The organism is Parvibaculum indicum (assembly GCF_011762095.1).
GTDB lineage: Bacteria > Pseudomonadota > Alphaproteobacteria > Parvibaculales > Parvibaculaceae > Parvibaculum > Parvibaculum indicum.
In genome coordinates, this window is sequence record NZ_JAASQO010000003.1 from 316,822 (window position 1) to 331,874 (window position 15,053).

Sequence of the window (15,053 nt, forward strand, 5' to 3'; positions counted from 1 at the left end):
ATGACTTCACTTTTTTGCGTTGGGAGAGGCCGTCTGCGATTGACAGCGGCGCGGCCTCTCCCTAATACTTCGAGGCTTCTCGCAACGCCGCCGGATTTGGGCGGCTTTTTCTATTGGGGCCCGTCTATGGAAAATGACGGGCGCAGCCGGACGGGCTTTCGACACAAGCGGCCGGTGCGATCCCCCGCAGGAGCGCAGTCGTGATCACGCCAGTTCTGCCGACCTATGCACGGGCCGACCTCGAATTCGAGAAGGGCGAGGGCTCATACCTCCTCACCGCCTCGGGCGAGCGATATCTCGACTTCGGCGCCGGGATCGCGGTCAATGTGCTCGGCCACGCAAACCCCGGTCTCGTCGCCGCGCTGAACGATCAGGCGCAGAAGGTCTGGCATACCTCCAACATCTATCGCATCCCGGGACAGGAGCGGCTGGCGCGCCGTCTCGTCGAGGCGACCTTCGCCGATACGGTGTTCTTCACAAATTCCGGCGGCGAGGCGCTGGAATGCGCGATCAAGATGGCGCGCAAATATCACGCGGCGAGCGGTCATCCGGAACGCTACGAACTCATCACCATGGAAGGGGCCTTCCACGGGCGGACGCTGGCGACCATCGCCGCGGGCGGCCAGAAGAAATATCTGGAAGGCTTCGGCCCGGTCACGCCCGGCTTCCCGCAAGTGCCCTTCGACGATCTGAAGGCGCTCAAGGAAGCGATCGGCCCGGCGACGGCGGGCGTGCTCATCGAGCCCATTCAGGGCGAAGGCGGCATCCGTCCCTTGCCCTATGGCGATCTGCGCCAGATCCGCGAGATCTGCGACGAGGCGGGCATCCTGCTCGTGCTCGACGAGGTGCAGACCGGCGTCGGCCGCACGGGCAAGCTCTTCGCGCATGAACTGGCCAGCATCGCGCCCGACATCATGGCGATTGCCAAGGCGCTGGGCGGCGGCTTTCCCGTGGGCGCCTGTCTGGCGACGGAAGAGGCGGCCAAGGGCATGACGGCGGGCACACATGGCTCGACCTTCGGCGGCAATCCGCTGGCCATGGCGGTCGCCAACGCGGTGCTGGATCAGGTGCTGGCCGACGGCTTCATCGAGCATGTGAACGAGCTGGGCCGCACGCTGCGCCAGAAGCTGGCGCGGCTGGCCGACGAGCATCCCGACATCATCGAAGGCGTGCGCGGCGAGGGACTGATGCTCGGTATCAAGTGCAAGGTGCCCAATACCGATCTCGTGGCCGCTGCGCGCAGCGAACATCTGCTGGTGGTGGGCGCGGGCGACAATACGGTCCGCCTGCTGCCGCCGCTCAACATCGGAGACGAAGAGGTGGAAGAAGCGATCGACAAGCTGTCGAAGGCCTGCACCGCGCTGGACGGACGCGCGGGCGAAAAGCGGGAGGGCGCGGCATGAGCCGGCATTTCCTCGATCTGCATGAAGTCGCGCCGGGCGAATTGCGCGGTATTCTGGACGGCGCTCATGCGCGCAAGGCCGCCCGCAAAGGCAAGGGTCAGGCCGAGCCCGACGACGACACGCCGCTCAACGGCAAGCTGCTCGCCATGATCTTCGAAAAGCCCTCCACGCGGACCCGCGTCTCTTTCGACGTGGCGATGCGTCAGCTCGGCGGCCAGACGCTTCTGATGAACGGGCAGGAAACCCAGCTCGGCCGGGGCGAAACCGTCGCCGACACGGCGCGCGTTCTGTCGCGCTTCGTCGATGCGGTCATGATCCGCACCACCGATCACGCCTCGCTGCTGGAACTCGCCGACAATGCGAGCGTTCCCGTCATCAACGGTCTCACCGACAGGTCCCATCCCTGCCAGCTCATGGCGGATGTGATGACCTTCGAGGAGCACAAGGGCAATATCGCAGGCCGCAAGATCGCCTGGGTGGGCGACGGCAATAATGTCGCCGCCTCCTGGATCCATGCCGCGGGCCAGCTCGGTTTCGAACTGCGCCTGGCCTGCCCGCCGGAACTGAGCCCGGACGCCGAAGTCATGGACTGGGCGAAGAAGACTGGCGCCAAGGTGACGCTCGGAACCGACCCGGACGCGGCGGTGGACGGCGTCGATTGCGTGGTGGCCGACACATGGGTCTCCATGGGCGACGATATTGAAACCAAGACCCGCAGGCACAATCTATTGGCACCGTTCCAGGTGAACGGGAAGCTGATGGACAAGGCCGCGCCGGACGCCATTTTCATGCATTGCCTGCCCGCGCATCGCGGCGAGGAAATGACCGCTGACGTGATCGACGGTCCCGCCTCGGTGGTCTGGGACGAGGCGGAAAACCGGCTGCATGCCCAAAAGGGCGTGCTCGCCTGGTGTTTCGGCTGACAGCCCGAACGGCCAGGCGGTGGCGTAAGGCAACACGCCCGACTGACAGGAAGTAAAGATGAGTGACGCAAGCCAGAACGCGGGCGGCGGCGATGGCCGCCGCTTCGACATGCCGGGCGACGACATCGTGCAGCCCTTCCAGATCGAGGATCTGGGCATAAGGGGCCGTCTCGTGCGTCTTGGTCCCCTGGTCGATGAGGTCCTGAAACGCCACGACTACCCCGAACCGGTCTCCCGCCTGCTGGGCGAGGCGCTGGCGCTGACGGTGATGCTCGGCTCCGCCCTGAAATTCGAGGGCCGCTTCATCCTGCAGACGCAGAGCAAGGGGCCGATTTCCATGCTCGTCGCCGATTATGAAAGCCATGGCGACGGCACCGGCAAGGTGCGCGGCTATGCGCATATGGACGTCGACGCGGTGGGCGAGGCCATCGCCGCGGGCCGTGCGTCATCCGCCGAGCTGATGGGCGAGGGGCATATGGCGCTCACCATCGATCAGGGCGGCGACATGGACCGCTATCAAGGCATCGTCGCGCTCGATCCGGAAGGGCTCACCCCGTCGGCGCATGAATATTTCGAGAGTTCCGAGCAGGTGGCGACCCGCATCCGCATCGCTGCGGGGCCGCTTTACAGCCGCGAAGAGCAGGGCCATAGCGAGAAGCATTGGCGCGCCGGCGCGATCATGATCCAGCATGTCGCGCGGGAAGGCGGCCTCACCGGGTATCGCGAGGGCGACGACGACAGTCCCTATACCGAAGAAGAGGAAAGCTGGAACCGCGCCTCCATCCTGCTCGACACGGTGGAGGATCATGAACTCCTCGACCCCGCGCTGGAGCCGCAGCGTCTGCTGTTCCGCCTCTTCCACGAGGATGGCGTCCGCGCCTTCCAGACCTCCGGCGTGGAATTCGGCTGCCGCTGCTCGCGCGAGCGCATGAGTTCGGTCCTGCGCTCCTTCGGCGCGGAAGAGATCGACAGCATGGTGCTGGACGATGTCATCACCACCAAATGCGAGTTCTGCAGTTCGGTCTATGTCTTCACGGCCGACGAGCTGAAGGAAGGGCTGGAGGAGTAGCTCTCAGCCCGCCACATGCTCGGCGAGCCGCATCATGAAGCGCTCGCATTCGGCAATCTGCGAAAGCGCGATGAACTCGTCCGGCTTGTGGGCCTGCGCAATGTCGCCCGGCCCGCAAACCAGCGTCGGCACATCCGCCATCTGGAAAAGCCCGGCCTCGGTCGCATAGGAGACGGCTTCCGTCTCGTTGCATTGCGCGAGCTTCAGGATCAGCGTCTCGGCGGGCGATCCGGTTTCGGGTACGAGGCCCGGCGCCTTGGCGCGTTCGCGCGTCTCGATGCGGGCCTGCGGATAGACCTCGCGCATGCGCGGCAGCACGTCTTCTTCGGCAAAGGCGGTGAAACGGGTGATGATCTCGTCGGGGTCGTCGTCGGGCAGCGCGCGATACTCCCAGCCGAACTCGCATTTGCGCGGGATGATGTTCACCGCCGTGCCGCCCTTCACCACCCCCACATTGATGGTGGTGTAAGGCGGCGCGAAGCGGCAGCCCGCCGGGGAGCGCCCCCGCATTTCCTCCGCCAGCTTGCCCAGGAAGCCGATCAGCTCCATGGCGTAAAAGATCGCCGACACGCCCTTGTCCGTGGCGCTCGAATGGGATTCGAGCCCGGTCACGGTCGTGAAATAGGACTGGATGGATTTATGGGCATTCACGACCTTCATCATCGACGGCTCGCCGACGATCGCGACCGCCGGGCGCGGCAGCTCGCGCACGATGCTATCGATCATCGGGCGCACGCCGAGGCAGCCGATTTCCTCGTCATAGGAAAAAGCGAGGTGGACCGGGATGGCCGGGCCGCGCTTCAGGAATTCCGGCACCATGACGAGCGCGATGGCGATGAAGCTCTTCATGTCGCTGGTGCCGCGTCCGAAAAGCATGCCGTCCTTCTCGACGACGCCGAAGGGATCGCTCGACCAGTCCTGCCCGTCTACCGGCACGACATCGGTATGGCCCGACAGCACGATGCCGCCGGGCTTCGATGCATCGCCGATGGTGGCGAACAGATTGGCCTTGGACCCGTCCTCGTTCACGACGCGCTGCGAGGCGACGCCATGGCTGGCCAGATAGTCCTCGACAAAGGAAATCAGTTCGAGATTGGAGTTCCGGCTGGTCGTATCGAAGGAGATGAGCCGGTCGATCATCTCCCGGGTTGAAAGCCGCATCGGCGTCATCGCGTCCCCCTGGGTGAGGGCGCATCCTAACGCGGCTTGGCGATCAGTTCATCAGCGCCTTGATGTGGGGGCAATCGAGCGAGAAGGCGGGAATATTGACCTCGAAGGTTTCGCCGCCGCCGGTTTCCATCTGGTACTTGCCGAACATGATGCCGGAAGGCGCCCCCAGCGGGGTCCCGCTGGTATATTCGAAGCGTTCGCCGGGATGGAGCACGGGCTGCTCGCCGACCACGCCGTCGCCGCGCACTTCATGCACCCGTCCGCCGGCATCGGCGATCTGCCAGTAGCGCGAGCGAAGCTGCACGGTCTCGCCGCCTTCATTCTCGATGACAACGCGATAGGCCCATACGAAGTAATCGTCGTCCGGCTCGGACTGATCTTCGAGATAGGTCGGTTCGACACAGACTTTGATGGATCTCGTCTTCTCGCTGTACATCGGCTGTCCTGCTCTCCGGCACGCCCGGCGTGAGGTCTTCATCCTGAATGCCCCGCGGCACTGGATATGACCCGGCCACGTCCTTGGCAAGAGGGTCTCCAGCGAGTTCCGCGAGGCAGACATAGCAGGGCAGGGGCTAAATTCCCCTTAATGTGCACCTGTCCGGACTGGATCAATCTCAGATGCGCGCAAGTGCCGCATCGAAATCGGCGATGAGATCGTCGGCGTCTTCGAGCCCGACGGAGAGCCGGACGAGCCCTTCCCGGATGCCCAGTTCCTCCCGCGCTTCCGGCGAAAGCCGCTGATGGGTGGTCGTCGCCGGATGGGTGATGAGGCTCTTGGCGTCGCCCAGATTGTTGGAAATCTTGACGATTTCCAGCGCATTCGCCGCCTTGAAGGCGCCCGCCTTGCCCCCCTTCACCTCGAAGGCGACGATGTTGCCGCCCATCTCCATCTGGCTCATGGCGAGCTTGTGTTGGGGGTGGGAGGCGAGCCCCGGGTAAAATACCCGTTCCACTTTTTCATGGCCCTCGAGGAACTGTGCGACGGCCTCTGCATTTCTTGCATGCTGAGTCACACGAAGGTCCAGCGTCTCAAGGCTTTTGAGCATGACCCAGGCATTGAAGGGGCTGATGGCGGGCCCTGTCTGGCGCAGGAAATTCGCCAGATGCTCGTCGATGAATTCCTGGTCCGACAGCACCACCCCGCCGAGGCACCGGCCCTGGCCGTCGATATGCTTGGTCGCCGAATAGACGACGACATCCGCGCCCAGCTCCATCGGCTTCTGGAGGACCGGCGTCGCAAACACATTGTCGACGATCAGGCGCGCGCCATTTGCATGGGCGAGCTCGGCCACCGCCGCGATATCGATCACTTCCAGCGTTGGGTTGGAGGGCGATTCCAGAAAGAGCACCTTGGTCTCGGGGCGGATGGCCGCGCGCCATTCGTCCATATTGCGCCCGTCCACGAAACTGGAGGTCACGCCGAAGCGCGGCAGCAGCGTCTCCACGATATAGCGACAGGAGCCGAAAAGCGCCCTCGAGGACAGCACATGGTCGCCCGCCTGCAGATGGCAGAGCATGGAGGCGGTCACCGCGGCCATGCCGGTCGCCGTGGCGCGCGCGTCCGCCGCCCCTTCCAGCGCCGCGATTCGTTCCTCGAACATGCGCACGGTGGGGTTTGCGAAGCGGCTGTAGACGAAGCCGGGCTCTTCGTTCTTGAAGCGGGCTTCGGCCGATTCCATCGTCTCGTACACATAGCCCGACGTCAGGAACATCGCCTCGCTCGTCTCTCCGAACTGGCTGCGCATGGTGCCCCCATGGACGGCGGCGGTGCGGGCGCTCCATTTGGCGGCGGAGGGTGTCTTTTCGGTCATAGGCGTGTCCCCAAACAAAAAACCCCGACCGGGAAGGACGGGGTTTCACAACCCGACCTTTTTAGCGGGTTGTTTTACGTGGCCGCAAGCCGGTCGGCTCAAATCACCACGGGGCCCGAAACGGCTCCATGGCCGCCCGAACGCGGCGCATTAAAAGCCCGTGCGGCCTCCCAGTCAAGCCGCGGACGGGGAGAAGCCCGGCCCGGCCCCTATCGGGGACGGAATCGCGGGGCTTCCGCCAAAAGCCGCGCCCCCTTATAAGGGCAGGATCATGACGACACCCGCTGACGACCTTTTTCCCCATCTTGAAGACCCGGAGCCGCGCAGGGTTGGCCCCGGCCAGACCCATGCGACCGGCATCCTGCCCGCCCATGCGATCCAGTCGCTGATCCGGGAAAAGGAAATCTGGGGCAGCCCGGAGATCGAGCAGGCGCAGATCCAGCCCGCGAGCCTCGACCTGCGGCTGGGGACGACGGCCTACCGCCTGCGGGCGAGCTTCCTGCCCGGCCCCCATCGCGGCGTCATGGAATGCGTGGAGGAGCTGACCCTTCACAAGATCGACCTGACGGAAGGCGCGGTGCTGGAAACCGGCTGCGTCTATCTGGTGCCGCTGGTGGAGGCGCTGGCGCTGTCGGAGCGCACGTCTGCGGCCGCGAACCCGAAGAGCTCCACCGGGCGCCTGGACGTCTTCACCCGTGTCATCACCGATTTCTGCGCCGAGTTCGATCAGGTGGAAGCGGGCTACAAGGGCCATCTCTATCTGGAGATATCGCCGCGCACCTTCCCGATCCTGGTCCGCCCCGGCTCGCGCCTGTCGCAGATCCGTTTCCGGCGCGGCACGCCCACCCATTCCGACGCGGAACTGAAGCGGCTTCACGAGCAGGTGAAGCTCGTGGAAGGCGAGGCGGATATCGACGGCGGGCTCGCCCTCACCGTGAACCTGAAAACGGACCGGGAGGACGGCCTTGTCGGCTATCGCGCCAAGCGCCACACCGATGTGATCGACGTCGACAGGCCGGACGCCTATGAGGTGCTCGATTTCTGGGAGCCGCTTTATATCCGCGACAGCAAGGGTCTCGTTCTGGACCCGGATGAATTCTACATCCTTGCCTCGCGCGAGGCGGTGCATGTCCCGCCCACCCATGCCGCTGAAATGGTGCCCTACAACCCGCTGGTGGGCGAGTTCCGCGTCCACTACGCGGGCTTCTTCGACCCCGGCTTCGGCGCGCGCGAGGCGGGCGGTGTCGGCAGCCGGGCCGTGCTGGAAGTGCGCAGCCACGACGTGCCCTTCATCCTGGAGCATCGCCAGATCATCGGCCGTCTTGTCTATGAGCGCCTGACGGACCGCCCGGGCAAGCTTTACGGCGGCGACATCGGCTCCAACTATCAGCGCCAGGGGCTGAAGCTCTCCAAGCATTTCAAGGCACGCTGAACGATGCGTGGGCTCCCCATGCTCGCGCTCGCCTTTGTGCTGCTGGTCGCATGCAACGAGGCGGGTAACTGGCTGTCCGACACGCTGGCGCTGCCCGTGCCCGGCACGGTGATCGGTATCCTGATCCTGCTGGCCGGGCTTCTCGCCACGGGCCGCGTACCCGAGCCGCTCCGCCGCGTCGCGACTTTCCTGCTGTCCCACCTCAATCTCTTCTATGTGCCCGCCGGTGTCGGCCTCATGGGCTATATCGCGCTCCTGCGCCGCGACCTGCTGCCGATTGCCGTGGCGCTCGTCGTCTCCACGCTGCTCGCCATGGCAGTGGGCGCGCTTGTTTTCCGCTGGGCGGCGAAAGGCGATGACGGGGAGGGGATGGAATGAGCGACATCGGCTTCGACCTTGCCCCGCTGGATGAAATCGCCGCCATGGCCTTCTGGCTCGCGCTCATCGTCGGCCTCTATCTGCTGGCGCGGCGTTTCCAGCAAAAGGTCAACGGCCATCCGCTGGCAAACACCGTGCTGCTCACAGCGCTTCCCGTCATGTTCCTGCTGGCGGTCGACAAGCAGGCGATGCTGCAATACGAGCCCGCCGGCGCCCTGCTGCTCTGGCTGTTGGGCCCCGCCACGGTGGGCATCGCGGTGCCGCTCTACGCCAACTTTCATCATGTGCGCCGCTCGCTGAAACCCATGGTGCTGGCGCTCGTTGCGGGCTCGGCCACGGCGGTGATCTCGGCCATCTGTATCGGCTGGGTGCTCGGAGCGGAGCCGGAAACCATCCGTTCGCTGGCGCCGAAATCCGTCACCACGCCGATTGCCATGGGGATTGCCGACAAGATCGGCGGTCTCGCATCGCTCACCGCCGCCTTCGTCATCGTGACGGGGATCATCGGCGCGGTCTCCGGCGCGATGCTCTTCAATGCGCTGGGTGTGAAGGACGAGCGTGCAAGGGGCTTTGCCATGGGCACCGCCGCTCACGGTATCGGCACGGCGCGCGCCTTTCAGGAGCACGAGGTGGCGGGCACCTTTTCCGGCGTCGCGATGGCCCTGAACGGCATTGCCACGGCCATCCTGTTGCCGCTGATCTGGCTCATTCTCTCCTGATCGCACGCCATTGCGGAACACACCGCGTTAGAGACTCCTTAATCGCCCCCGACCGACAGTAGCGTCTCCGTATTCGAGGGGGAGGGCCCTTGGGAGACTGAGATGAAGCCTGACAAATCCCTGAATGATGGGCACGGGAACGAGATGGCTCTGGCGGAGTTGCGACGCTCTCTTTCGTGCGTCGATCTCGCTTGTCCGGGCCTGGATCTCTACGGCCATTCAACCCGTGTAGGAGACCTCGCAACGGGGCTGGGGCGTGCGATGGGGCTCGGCGAGCGCGACGCGCAGCTGCTCGGCGAGGCGGCTTGTTTCCATGATGTCGGGAAGCTGTTCATCCCGGTTTCCACACTCGGCAAGCCGGGCCCTCTTGCGTTCGATGAGCGTAGCCTGATCGAATCTCATTGCGACCTCGGGTACAACGCGCTCGCGAATGAAACGGGCGCTTTCGCGGAAATGGCGCGCAACATCGCGCGTCTCCATCATGAACGCTATGACGGCAAAGGATATCCGGGACGGTTGGGCGGAACGGATATTCCGTTCGAGGCGCGCATCGTCGCTGTCGCGGATGTCTATGACGCCCTGCGGTCCGTTCGTTCCTACAAGGCGCAGCAAAGCCACGAGGATACCGTCGGTCAGATCGTGAAAGAATGCCGGGGCGATCCCGGAGGCTTCGATCCATTGGTGATGGAAGCGTTTCTCGATACCCAGGCCGACATTCGTGCGATCTGGGATCGGGCGATGCTTTCCCGGATCGCCGCGACGATGAAGGGGTGCCGAGAGCGAACCGGGTGAGCATCCCGATAAAGGAAAACGGGCGCGGCCTGCTCAGGCCGCGCCCGTCTTCATTCGCGGTCCCGTCCGTCAAAGATGGTTGGGATTGCCGTCATAGACGTTGAATTTGAGATCGGTCACGCCCACCTCGTTGTAGCGGGTCAGCACGCCATCCTTGTCGATATTGTAGTCGAAGCAGCCGCTGGAACGCCCGGAGCCCAGCGTGACGCAGAACTTGCCGTCCTTCACTTCCCACGAGCCGCCGTAACGCGACCAGCTGCCGGTCATCCGGCAGGGGCGTTCGCGGCCGCGGATCGTGCCGTCGGGGTCGTAATATTCCTGGAAATCGTTCCGGTCGGCGGCGCATTCGCGATACTGGCCTTCGATCGTATTGCCGACGACCTCCTTGGCGACATCCTTGCCGGTCATGAAAACTTCAGCCGATGCGGCGCCGCTCCACAAGGCGAGTGCACTTGCGGCGGCAACAAGGGAAACTGCGATTTTCTTCATGGACGATCCTCCTCATCTCGGGGTTATCGGGAAATCTTGTCCCCGGAAAGAAAAGAAGATCGCGAGGAGGGGATCAATAAGGAGGAACCCGTATAGCGATAAATCCGCCCACGAATATTTGGGCGGAAAACTTGATCCAGGTCATTGCGTATCGAGAAGGCCTAGGCGGTACAGCTTCCGCCGCCCAGCACGCAGAACGTCGCGCAATGCCGGTGATTGAGCTTCACCCGCCCCAGCGCATCGCAAAGGCGCGGGCCGAAATCGAATTTCGGGTCGTCCGGCAACAATGTGCAGGCGATGACGCTGGGCTCTTGCGCGCCTTTGCGCTTCACCACCATGCGGCTGGTGGCGCACATTACCTGCGCGGGGTCGACATGCAGGATGTTCCAGCAAGCGGTGGTAATTTCCGGCACGTCGGCCGCCTCGTCCATCTCGGGGAAAAGAATGAGCGAGGCCGGATCGTGCGCGTCGAGGTTCAGCCCCAGCTTCTGAAACAGGGAGGAGAACCCGGCGCGCATGACCTCTTCCGCTTCGCCCCAGGCCGTCCGTGCGGCGATGCTCAGCGGAAAAGCATGAGCCGCGAGCCAGCGCAGGCCGGCAATGGTGCGGGCATAGCTGCCGGTGCCGCGCTCCCGGTCATGGGTCTCTTCGAGATGATGGTCGATGCTGATGCGCAACCGCAGGCGCTGTCCGAAGCGCGATTTGAGATCGAGGAGACCTTCCCGCACACGGGGCCGCATCATGGGCTGCATCGCATTGGTCAGGATCAGCACCTCATGGCCGCGGTGAAGCGCGTCTTCCGCCATGGCGCACATATCCGGGTTCATGAACGGCTCGCCGCCGGTAAAGGCGATCTCCACCGCGCCGAGCCCCAGCTCGTCGATCTCGTCGAGATAGCGCGCGGCCTCTTCCCGCGTGATGTAGGCAAGCCGGTCCTCCGTCGGCCCGGAATGAATATAGCAATGCGCGCATTCGATATTGCAGAGCGTGCCCGTATTGATCCACAGCGTTTCCAGCCGCCGGAAATCGACCGAGGCGCGCGCCTCGCCCTTGGCCGTCACGTCCGGGTGGGCAAATTTCTCGCGGGGCAGATCGTCGGGGTTCGCTGTCATATCTGAGACCCTAGCGCGAGCGGGCCGCGCGGCAATTCACAAATCTGCGAGGCAGGTTATGCTCTCCAGCCGGAACGTGGAGGGGATTCGATGCAACATGAAATGACGAATGGCGATTTGCTCGATGCGCAGGGCCGCCTTGTGGAGCGCGGCTGGGCAAGGTCGGAGGTGCGCAACTATCGCCGCGCGGCCATTCGCGCGCCCTGGTTCCGTATCAAGGAGTGGGACTATTACTGCGTGCTGGCGGGCGATTACGGGATCGCCATGGTGGTCGCCGACAATGGCTATATGGGTCTCATCGGCACCACCTGGTTCGATTTCACCGCGCCGAAAGCGACCGAGGAAAGCGTCGTCACGGCGCTGCCGCGCGGCAAGATGAAGCTGCCGGAGAGCGCCGATACGGGCGACATCGCCCAGCACCACCCGAAAATCGACATCGCCTTCCGCCATGAGCCCGGCGGGCGGCGGCTGACGCTCGACTGTCCGGGATTCGGCAAGGGACGCGGCCTCAAGGGGGAGCTCTTCCTGAGCCAGCCGCCCATGGACCGCATGGTTATTGCGACGCCGTTCCCCGATGCGCCGCGCGCCTTCTACTACAATCAGAAGATCAACTGCATGGCGGCGGAGGGGAGCGTGACCGTCGGCGGAGAGACATTCGCCTTCGACCCGGCCGCCGCCTTCGGCGTCCTGGACTGGGGCCGGGGCGTCTGGACCTATGACAATGTCTGGTACTGGGGCTCGGCCTCGGGCCTCGTCGGCGGCAAACCCTTCGGCTTCAATATCGGCTATGGATTCGGCGACACCTCCGCCGCCTCCGAGAACATGGTCTTCGTGGAGGGCAAGGCCCACAAGCTCGACCGGGTGACCTTCCATATCCCCGAAGGCACGTTCGACGGCGCGCCATGGAGCTTCAGCAGCAATGACGGCCGGTTCGAAATGCGCTTCGAGCCCATCATCGACCGCAGCAGCGCGGTCGACCTCAAGATCCTGCGTTCCATTCAGCATCAGGTTTTCGGCCGCTTCTCCGGCCATGTCGTGCTGGACGACGGCAGCCGTCTGGAAGTGACGGACCTGCTGGGCTTTGCCGAAGAGGTGAAGAACCGCTGGTAGAGCCCTTTCCGCAGGATCTCCCTTCGCGATCCCTCTTGCGCGGGGCGGGACGGCTAAGCTACTAAGAAGGCCGCGCGGGTGTAGCTCAATGGTAGAGCAGAAGCTTCCCAAGCTTACGACGAGGGTTCGATTCCCTTCACCCGCTCCAGCCTTTTCTTCCCCCGAAACTCGACCGTCGCCCCGTTCCATGCGGCCGGCGATCACAAAGCATGTCACTCCGTTGTCGAGGGGGTTGGCTCATCCTTTTGCGGATGTTCGCTGGCGGATTTCAGCGCGCGATATTGCTCATAGGTGGTGCGCCGGTTTTCCTCGCCCAGCTTCTGGGCCAGGGAGGCCGCAAGATCGCTATCCCCCATCCGGACGGCCTGTCCCAGCATGTTGGCCAGCGTCAGAAAGCGCTGACGATGCGCCATGTCCCGTTTGGCAAATCTCACATAGAACAGGAATGCCTGACGGTCGATACGTTCCGCGTGCCGATGCAGAACGGGATTGCCGCAGTGTTTGTATATGAAGCGGGCGGCGCTCTGGCTCAGTCGGGCGAATTGTTCCGCCGGCCCGTCTTTGGCGGCCCTCAGCTCTTTGCCGAAGGCCGCGTATTGGGCGATTAATTCCTCGCTCAGCTCGCCATTATGCAGGCGGTGAGTGAAAAGCCGGATGGCAGCCGCGAACAGCGCCGTCCGGACCTCGTAGAGATCGGACAGCTCCTTGGGGGTCAGCTCCGGAACGCAAGCGCCGAGATGGGGCCGTATCCGCACCAGATCGTCGCGCGACAGAATTCTCAACGCCTCCCGCACAGGTCCGCGGGACACCCCGAAGCGTTTGGCAAGAGCTTCCTCGACCAGTTTTGTGCCGGGCGGAATTGTGCCTTCGCTGATTTCCCGTTCAAGCGCGTCGGCTATTTCCCCGGCATGGGTTCGCCGATGGTCTTCGCTGTGGCTGGGGTCCCGGGAAACGGCCATGGAGTTTCTGCCTCTGGCGCAACGAAAACGAGTGACGCACGATTGATTGTTGACAATTATACCCCATCCCTCTCTATTGTCCGAGGATAATCGCCATTTTTTGGACGATAAGGCTTCGTGACGAGGAGGATTGTTGACAATATGGCGGGGCAATGGGTGGTTCATTGAGCGATGGAACCGGGGTTATGACTGAAGAATATCGTTTCGACGCTTATCGCAGGCCTGACGGATCGGTCGGTCTGCGCAATGATTTGCTCATACTCTCCCTGTCCGGGCTGACCACTCCGATCGCCCGGCGCGTCGCCTCGGCTCTTCCGCAGGCCAAGGTGATCACGGTCCCCTATACGGGCGGGATTATCGGGGAAGATGCCGTGCTTCGCCGGCGGATGTTGTCCGGTTTCGCAACGCATCCGAATGTCGGCGCGGTCCTGGTGATCAGCTGCAATCCCATTGAAGGGAATTTGTATCGAGACGTTGTGGAGGCGTCGGGTCGTCCCGCGGCGAAGCTGGTGCTGGATGATTATGGGCATGACGGTCTTCGGCTGACGGATGCCGCTATTCGGGCAGGGGCTAGGCTTCTGAGGGAGCTGTCCGCAATGCGCCGTAGTCCCGCCGCCTTGTCGGACCTGTGCATCGGCGTCGAATGCGGTCGTTCCGATACCAGTTCCGGGGTTGCGTCCAATCCGCTCGTGGGCCGTATCGCCGATGCCGTTGTTGCCGGCGGCGGTCGTGTCATGGGCGGCGAGACGATGGAATGGTTCGGGGCGGAACATCTCCTGGAAAAGCGGGCGGCAACGCCCGCCGTCGCCGAGCGTTTGCGGGAGGCCGTCGACCGGCGCATGCAACGAGCCGAGGCGGCCGGGATAGATTTGATCGGCAGCAATCCGGGGCCGGCCAACATCGCCATGGGGCTTTCCACGCTTGAGGAGAAATCCTTGGGCGCCGTCATGAAGACCGGTACGTCGCCTGTTTATGGCGTGCTGCAGCATGGGGAGGCCCCCGCCGGTCCGGGACTTTGGCTGATGGACCAGCCCTTTTACTCCACGGAATCGCTTTCCGGTTTTGTCGCGGCCGGCGCGCATATGGTGCTGTTCACGACCGGGCCGGGCAATAGCTTTGTCAGTCTCCTGGCGCCTACGGTCAAGCTGTCGGCCAACGCCGTGGCGTGCCGCGAACTGACCGAGCAGATCGATTTCGATGCCAGCGGGATTTTGACCGGAGAAATGACCTTCGATGACGCGTCGAAGGCATTGCTCCAGCACATGATGGGCGTCGCGTCCGGGACCTCCACCTTCGGGGAGATCCTGGGAGAAGGCGATGAAACAATCAGCAGAAACGGAGAAACGCTCTGATGGCCGGCGAACCCGAATATGCCGGATTCATGCTGCATACGGATGATGATATCGCATTGGCTCTCGTGCCGTTGGAGGCAGGTGCCCTGGTGCGCATCGTCACGCCGGATGGGCCTCGTGAACTGGAAGTGAAAGAAGACATTCCGCTTTACCACAAATTCGCCACGCGAGATCTCGCGGAGGGAACTGCGGTGATCAAGGGGGGAGAGGCCATCGGTGTGACATCGGCACCGGTCGGTTGCGGGATGCATCTCCACATCCAGAATTTGAAAAGTATGCGCTACGGGGTTTCCTGACGCGGGTTGAGTTGAAGCGTTTCCGTACCGGCAAAACC

16 protein-coding genes, 1 tRNA gene and 1 riboswitch are annotated in these 15,053 nt (G+C 63.6%); of the genes, 11 read left to right on the plus strand and 6 right to left on the minus strand.

The window, feature by feature from the left end:
• Positions 1-200: 200 nt before the first annotated feature.
• Genes FHS78_RS05825 through FHS78_RS05835 form a run of 3 tightly spaced genes read left to right on the plus strand, consistent with a single transcriptional unit; the run spans position 201 to position 3,395 of the window.
• Positions 201-1,403, plus strand: a complete 1,203-nt coding sequence (locus FHS78_RS05825; RefSeq protein WP_167091618.1) for an acetylornithine transaminase — start codon at positions 201-203, stop codon at positions 1,401-1,403.
• Positions 1,400-2,326 carry an ornithine carbamoyltransferase gene (argF, locus tag FHS78_RS05830; RefSeq protein ID WP_167091621.1) on the plus strand — a complete coding sequence of 309 codons (927 nt, stop codon included), beginning with the start codon at positions 1,400-1,402 and terminating at the stop codon, positions 2,324-2,326. The genes FHS78_RS05825 and argF overlap by 4 nt, the downstream gene beginning before the upstream one ends.
• A gap of 58 nt (positions 2,327-2,384) precedes the next feature.
• On the plus strand, positions 2,385-3,395 hold the full coding sequence (locus FHS78_RS05835) for an Hsp33 family molecular chaperone (protein WP_205305213.1): 1,011 nt from the start codon (positions 2,385-2,387) through the stop codon (positions 3,393-3,395).
• A gap of 3 nt (positions 3,396-3,398) precedes the next feature.
• Here FHS78_RS05835 and argE read toward each other — a convergent pair whose 3' ends face one another.
• The 3 genes from argE to FHS78_RS05850 form a co-directional block, all read right to left on the minus strand.
• Positions 3,399-4,565: an acetylornithine deacetylase gene (gene argE, locus FHS78_RS05840; protein ID WP_167091624.1), complete on the minus strand. Its 1,167-nt coding sequence runs from the start codon at positions 4,563-4,565 to the stop codon at positions 3,399-3,401.
• A 43-nt stretch (positions 4,566-4,608) separates the two neighbouring features.
• Positions 4,609-5,001, minus strand: coding sequence for a Co2+/Mg2+ efflux protein ApaG (gene apaG, locus FHS78_RS05845; protein WP_167091627.1), 393 nt, complete (start codon positions 4,999-5,001; stop codon positions 4,609-4,611).
• 178 nt (positions 5,002-5,179) lie between these two features.
• On the minus strand, positions 5,180-6,376 hold the full coding sequence (locus tag FHS78_RS05850; RefSeq protein WP_167091630.1) for an O-succinylhomoserine sulfhydrylase: 1,197 nt from the start codon (positions 6,374-6,376) through the stop codon (positions 5,180-5,182).
• A 40-nt stretch (positions 6,377-6,416) separates the two neighbouring features.
• A riboswitch (SAM riboswitch) is annotated at positions 6,417-6,496 on the minus strand.
• 151 nt (positions 6,497-6,647) lie between these two features.
• Here FHS78_RS05850 and FHS78_RS05855 point away from each other — a divergent pair.
• From FHS78_RS05855 to FHS78_RS05870, 4 genes are all read left to right on the plus strand, one after another.
• Positions 6,648-7,808, plus strand: a complete 1,161-nt coding sequence (locus tag FHS78_RS05855; RefSeq protein ID WP_167091633.1) for a 2'-deoxycytidine 5'-triphosphate deaminase — start codon at positions 6,648-6,650, stop codon at positions 7,806-7,808.
• Between the two features lie 3 nt (positions 7,809-7,811).
• Positions 7,812-8,186: a CidA/LrgA family protein gene (locus FHS78_RS05860; protein ID WP_167091635.1), complete on the plus strand. Its 375-nt coding sequence runs from the start codon at positions 7,812-7,814 to the stop codon at positions 8,184-8,186.
• On the plus strand, positions 8,183-8,905 hold the full coding sequence (locus FHS78_RS05865; RefSeq protein WP_167091637.1) for an LrgB family protein: 723 nt from the start codon (positions 8,183-8,185) through the stop codon (positions 8,903-8,905). Before FHS78_RS05860 ends, FHS78_RS05865 begins: the two co-directional genes overlap by 4 nt.
• A gap of 102 nt (positions 8,906-9,007) precedes the next feature.
• Positions 9,008-9,697 carry an HD-GYP domain-containing protein gene (locus FHS78_RS05870; RefSeq protein ID WP_167091640.1) on the plus strand — a complete coding sequence of 230 codons (690 nt, stop codon included), beginning with the start codon at positions 9,008-9,010 and terminating at the stop codon, positions 9,695-9,697.
• A 69-nt stretch (positions 9,698-9,766) separates the two neighbouring features.
• Here the strand turns inward: FHS78_RS05870 and FHS78_RS05875 are convergent, their stop codons facing one another.
• Entirely contained in the window at positions 9,767-10,186 is a 420-nt protein-coding gene (locus tag FHS78_RS05875; RefSeq protein ID WP_167091642.1) for a hypothetical protein, read from the minus strand.
• 161 nt (positions 10,187-10,347) lie between these two features.
• Positions 10,348-11,298: a radical SAM protein gene (locus FHS78_RS05880; protein WP_167091644.1), complete on the minus strand. Its 951-nt coding sequence runs from the start codon at positions 11,296-11,298 to the stop codon at positions 10,348-10,350.
• Positions 11,299-11,388: 90 nt separating this feature from the next.
• On the opposite strand from FHS78_RS05880, the gene FHS78_RS05885 reads away from it, so the two are divergent.
• Both FHS78_RS05885 and FHS78_RS05890 read left to right on the plus strand, forming a co-directional pair.
• A complete protein-coding gene (locus FHS78_RS05885; protein ID WP_167091646.1) occupies positions 11,389-12,408 on the plus strand; it encodes a DUF2804 domain-containing protein in 1,020 nt (339 codons plus the stop codon).
• A gap of 74 nt (positions 12,409-12,482) precedes the next feature.
• Positions 12,483-12,556 (plus strand) — tRNA-Gly (locus tag FHS78_RS05890).
• Positions 12,557-12,620: 64 nt separating this feature from the next.
• Here the strand turns inward: FHS78_RS05890 and FHS78_RS05895 are convergent.
• Complete coding sequence (locus FHS78_RS05895; RefSeq protein ID WP_167091649.1) at positions 12,621-13,520, minus strand: GntR family transcriptional regulator; 900 nt, start codon at positions 13,518-13,520, stop codon at positions 12,621-12,623.
• A gap of 32 nt (positions 13,521-13,552) precedes the next feature.
• Between FHS78_RS05895 and FHS78_RS05900 the strand changes: the two genes are divergently transcribed.
• Both FHS78_RS05900 and FHS78_RS05905 read left to right on the plus strand, forming a co-directional pair.
• On the plus strand, positions 13,553-14,719 hold the full coding sequence (locus FHS78_RS05900; RefSeq protein WP_167091652.1) for a UxaA family hydrolase: 1,167 nt from the start codon (positions 13,553-13,555) through the stop codon (positions 14,717-14,719).
• A complete protein-coding gene (locus FHS78_RS05905) occupies positions 14,719-15,015 on the plus strand; it encodes a UxaA family hydrolase (RefSeq protein ID WP_167091655.1) in 297 nt (98 codons plus the stop codon). Before FHS78_RS05900 ends, FHS78_RS05905 begins: the two co-directional genes overlap by 1 nt.
• Positions 15,016-15,053: the final 38 nt, after the last annotated feature.

Excerpts from the sequence above, each read along its gene's own strand:
- FHS78_RS05850 (WP_167091630.1), bottom strand. The coding sequence starts at position 6,376 with ATGACCGAAAAGACACCCTCCGCCGCCAAATGGAGCGCCCGCACCGCC.
- FHS78_RS05885 (WP_167091646.1), top strand. The coding sequence starts at position 11,389 with ATGCAACATGAAATGACGAATGGCGATTTGCTCGATGCGCAGGGCCGC.
- FHS78_RS05835 (WP_205305213.1), top strand. The coding sequence starts at position 2,385 with ATGAGTGACGCAAGCCAGAACGCGGGCGGCGGCGATGGCCGCCGCTTC.
- apaG (WP_167091627.1), bottom strand. The coding sequence starts at position 5,001 with ATGTACAGCGAGAAGACGAGATCCATCAAAGTCTGTGTCGAACCGACC.
- FHS78_RS05865 (WP_167091637.1), top strand. The coding sequence starts at position 8,183 with ATGAGCGACATCGGCTTCGACCTTGCCCCGCTGGATGAAATCGCCGCC.
- FHS78_RS05860 (WP_167091635.1), top strand. The coding sequence starts at position 7,812 with ATGCGTGGGCTCCCCATGCTCGCGCTCGCCTTTGTGCTGCTGGTCGCA.
- FHS78_RS05855 (WP_167091633.1), top strand. The coding sequence starts at position 6,648 with ATGACGACACCCGCTGACGACCTTTTTCCCCATCTTGAAGACCCGGAG.
- FHS78_RS05875 (WP_167091642.1), bottom strand. The coding sequence starts at position 10,186 with ATGAAGAAAATCGCAGTTTCCCTTGTTGCCGCCGCAAGTGCACTCGCC.
- argE (WP_167091624.1), bottom strand. The coding sequence starts at position 4,565 with ATGACGCCGATGCGGCTTTCAACCCGGGAGATGATCGACCGGCTCATC.
- FHS78_RS05880 (WP_167091644.1), bottom strand. The coding sequence starts at position 11,298 with ATGACAGCGAACCCCGACGATCTGCCCCGCGAGAAATTTGCCCACCCG.
- argF (WP_167091621.1), top strand. The coding sequence starts at position 1,400 with ATGAGCCGGCATTTCCTCGATCTGCATGAAGTCGCGCCGGGCGAATTG.
- FHS78_RS05905 (WP_167091655.1), top strand. The coding sequence starts at position 14,719 with ATGGCCGGCGAACCCGAATATGCCGGATTCATGCTGCATACGGATGAT.
- FHS78_RS05900 (WP_167091652.1), top strand. The coding sequence starts at position 13,553 with ATGACTGAAGAATATCGTTTCGACGCTTATCGCAGGCCTGACGGATCG.
- FHS78_RS05870 (WP_167091640.1), top strand. The coding sequence starts at position 9,008 with ATGAAGCCTGACAAATCCCTGAATGATGGGCACGGGAACGAGATGGCT.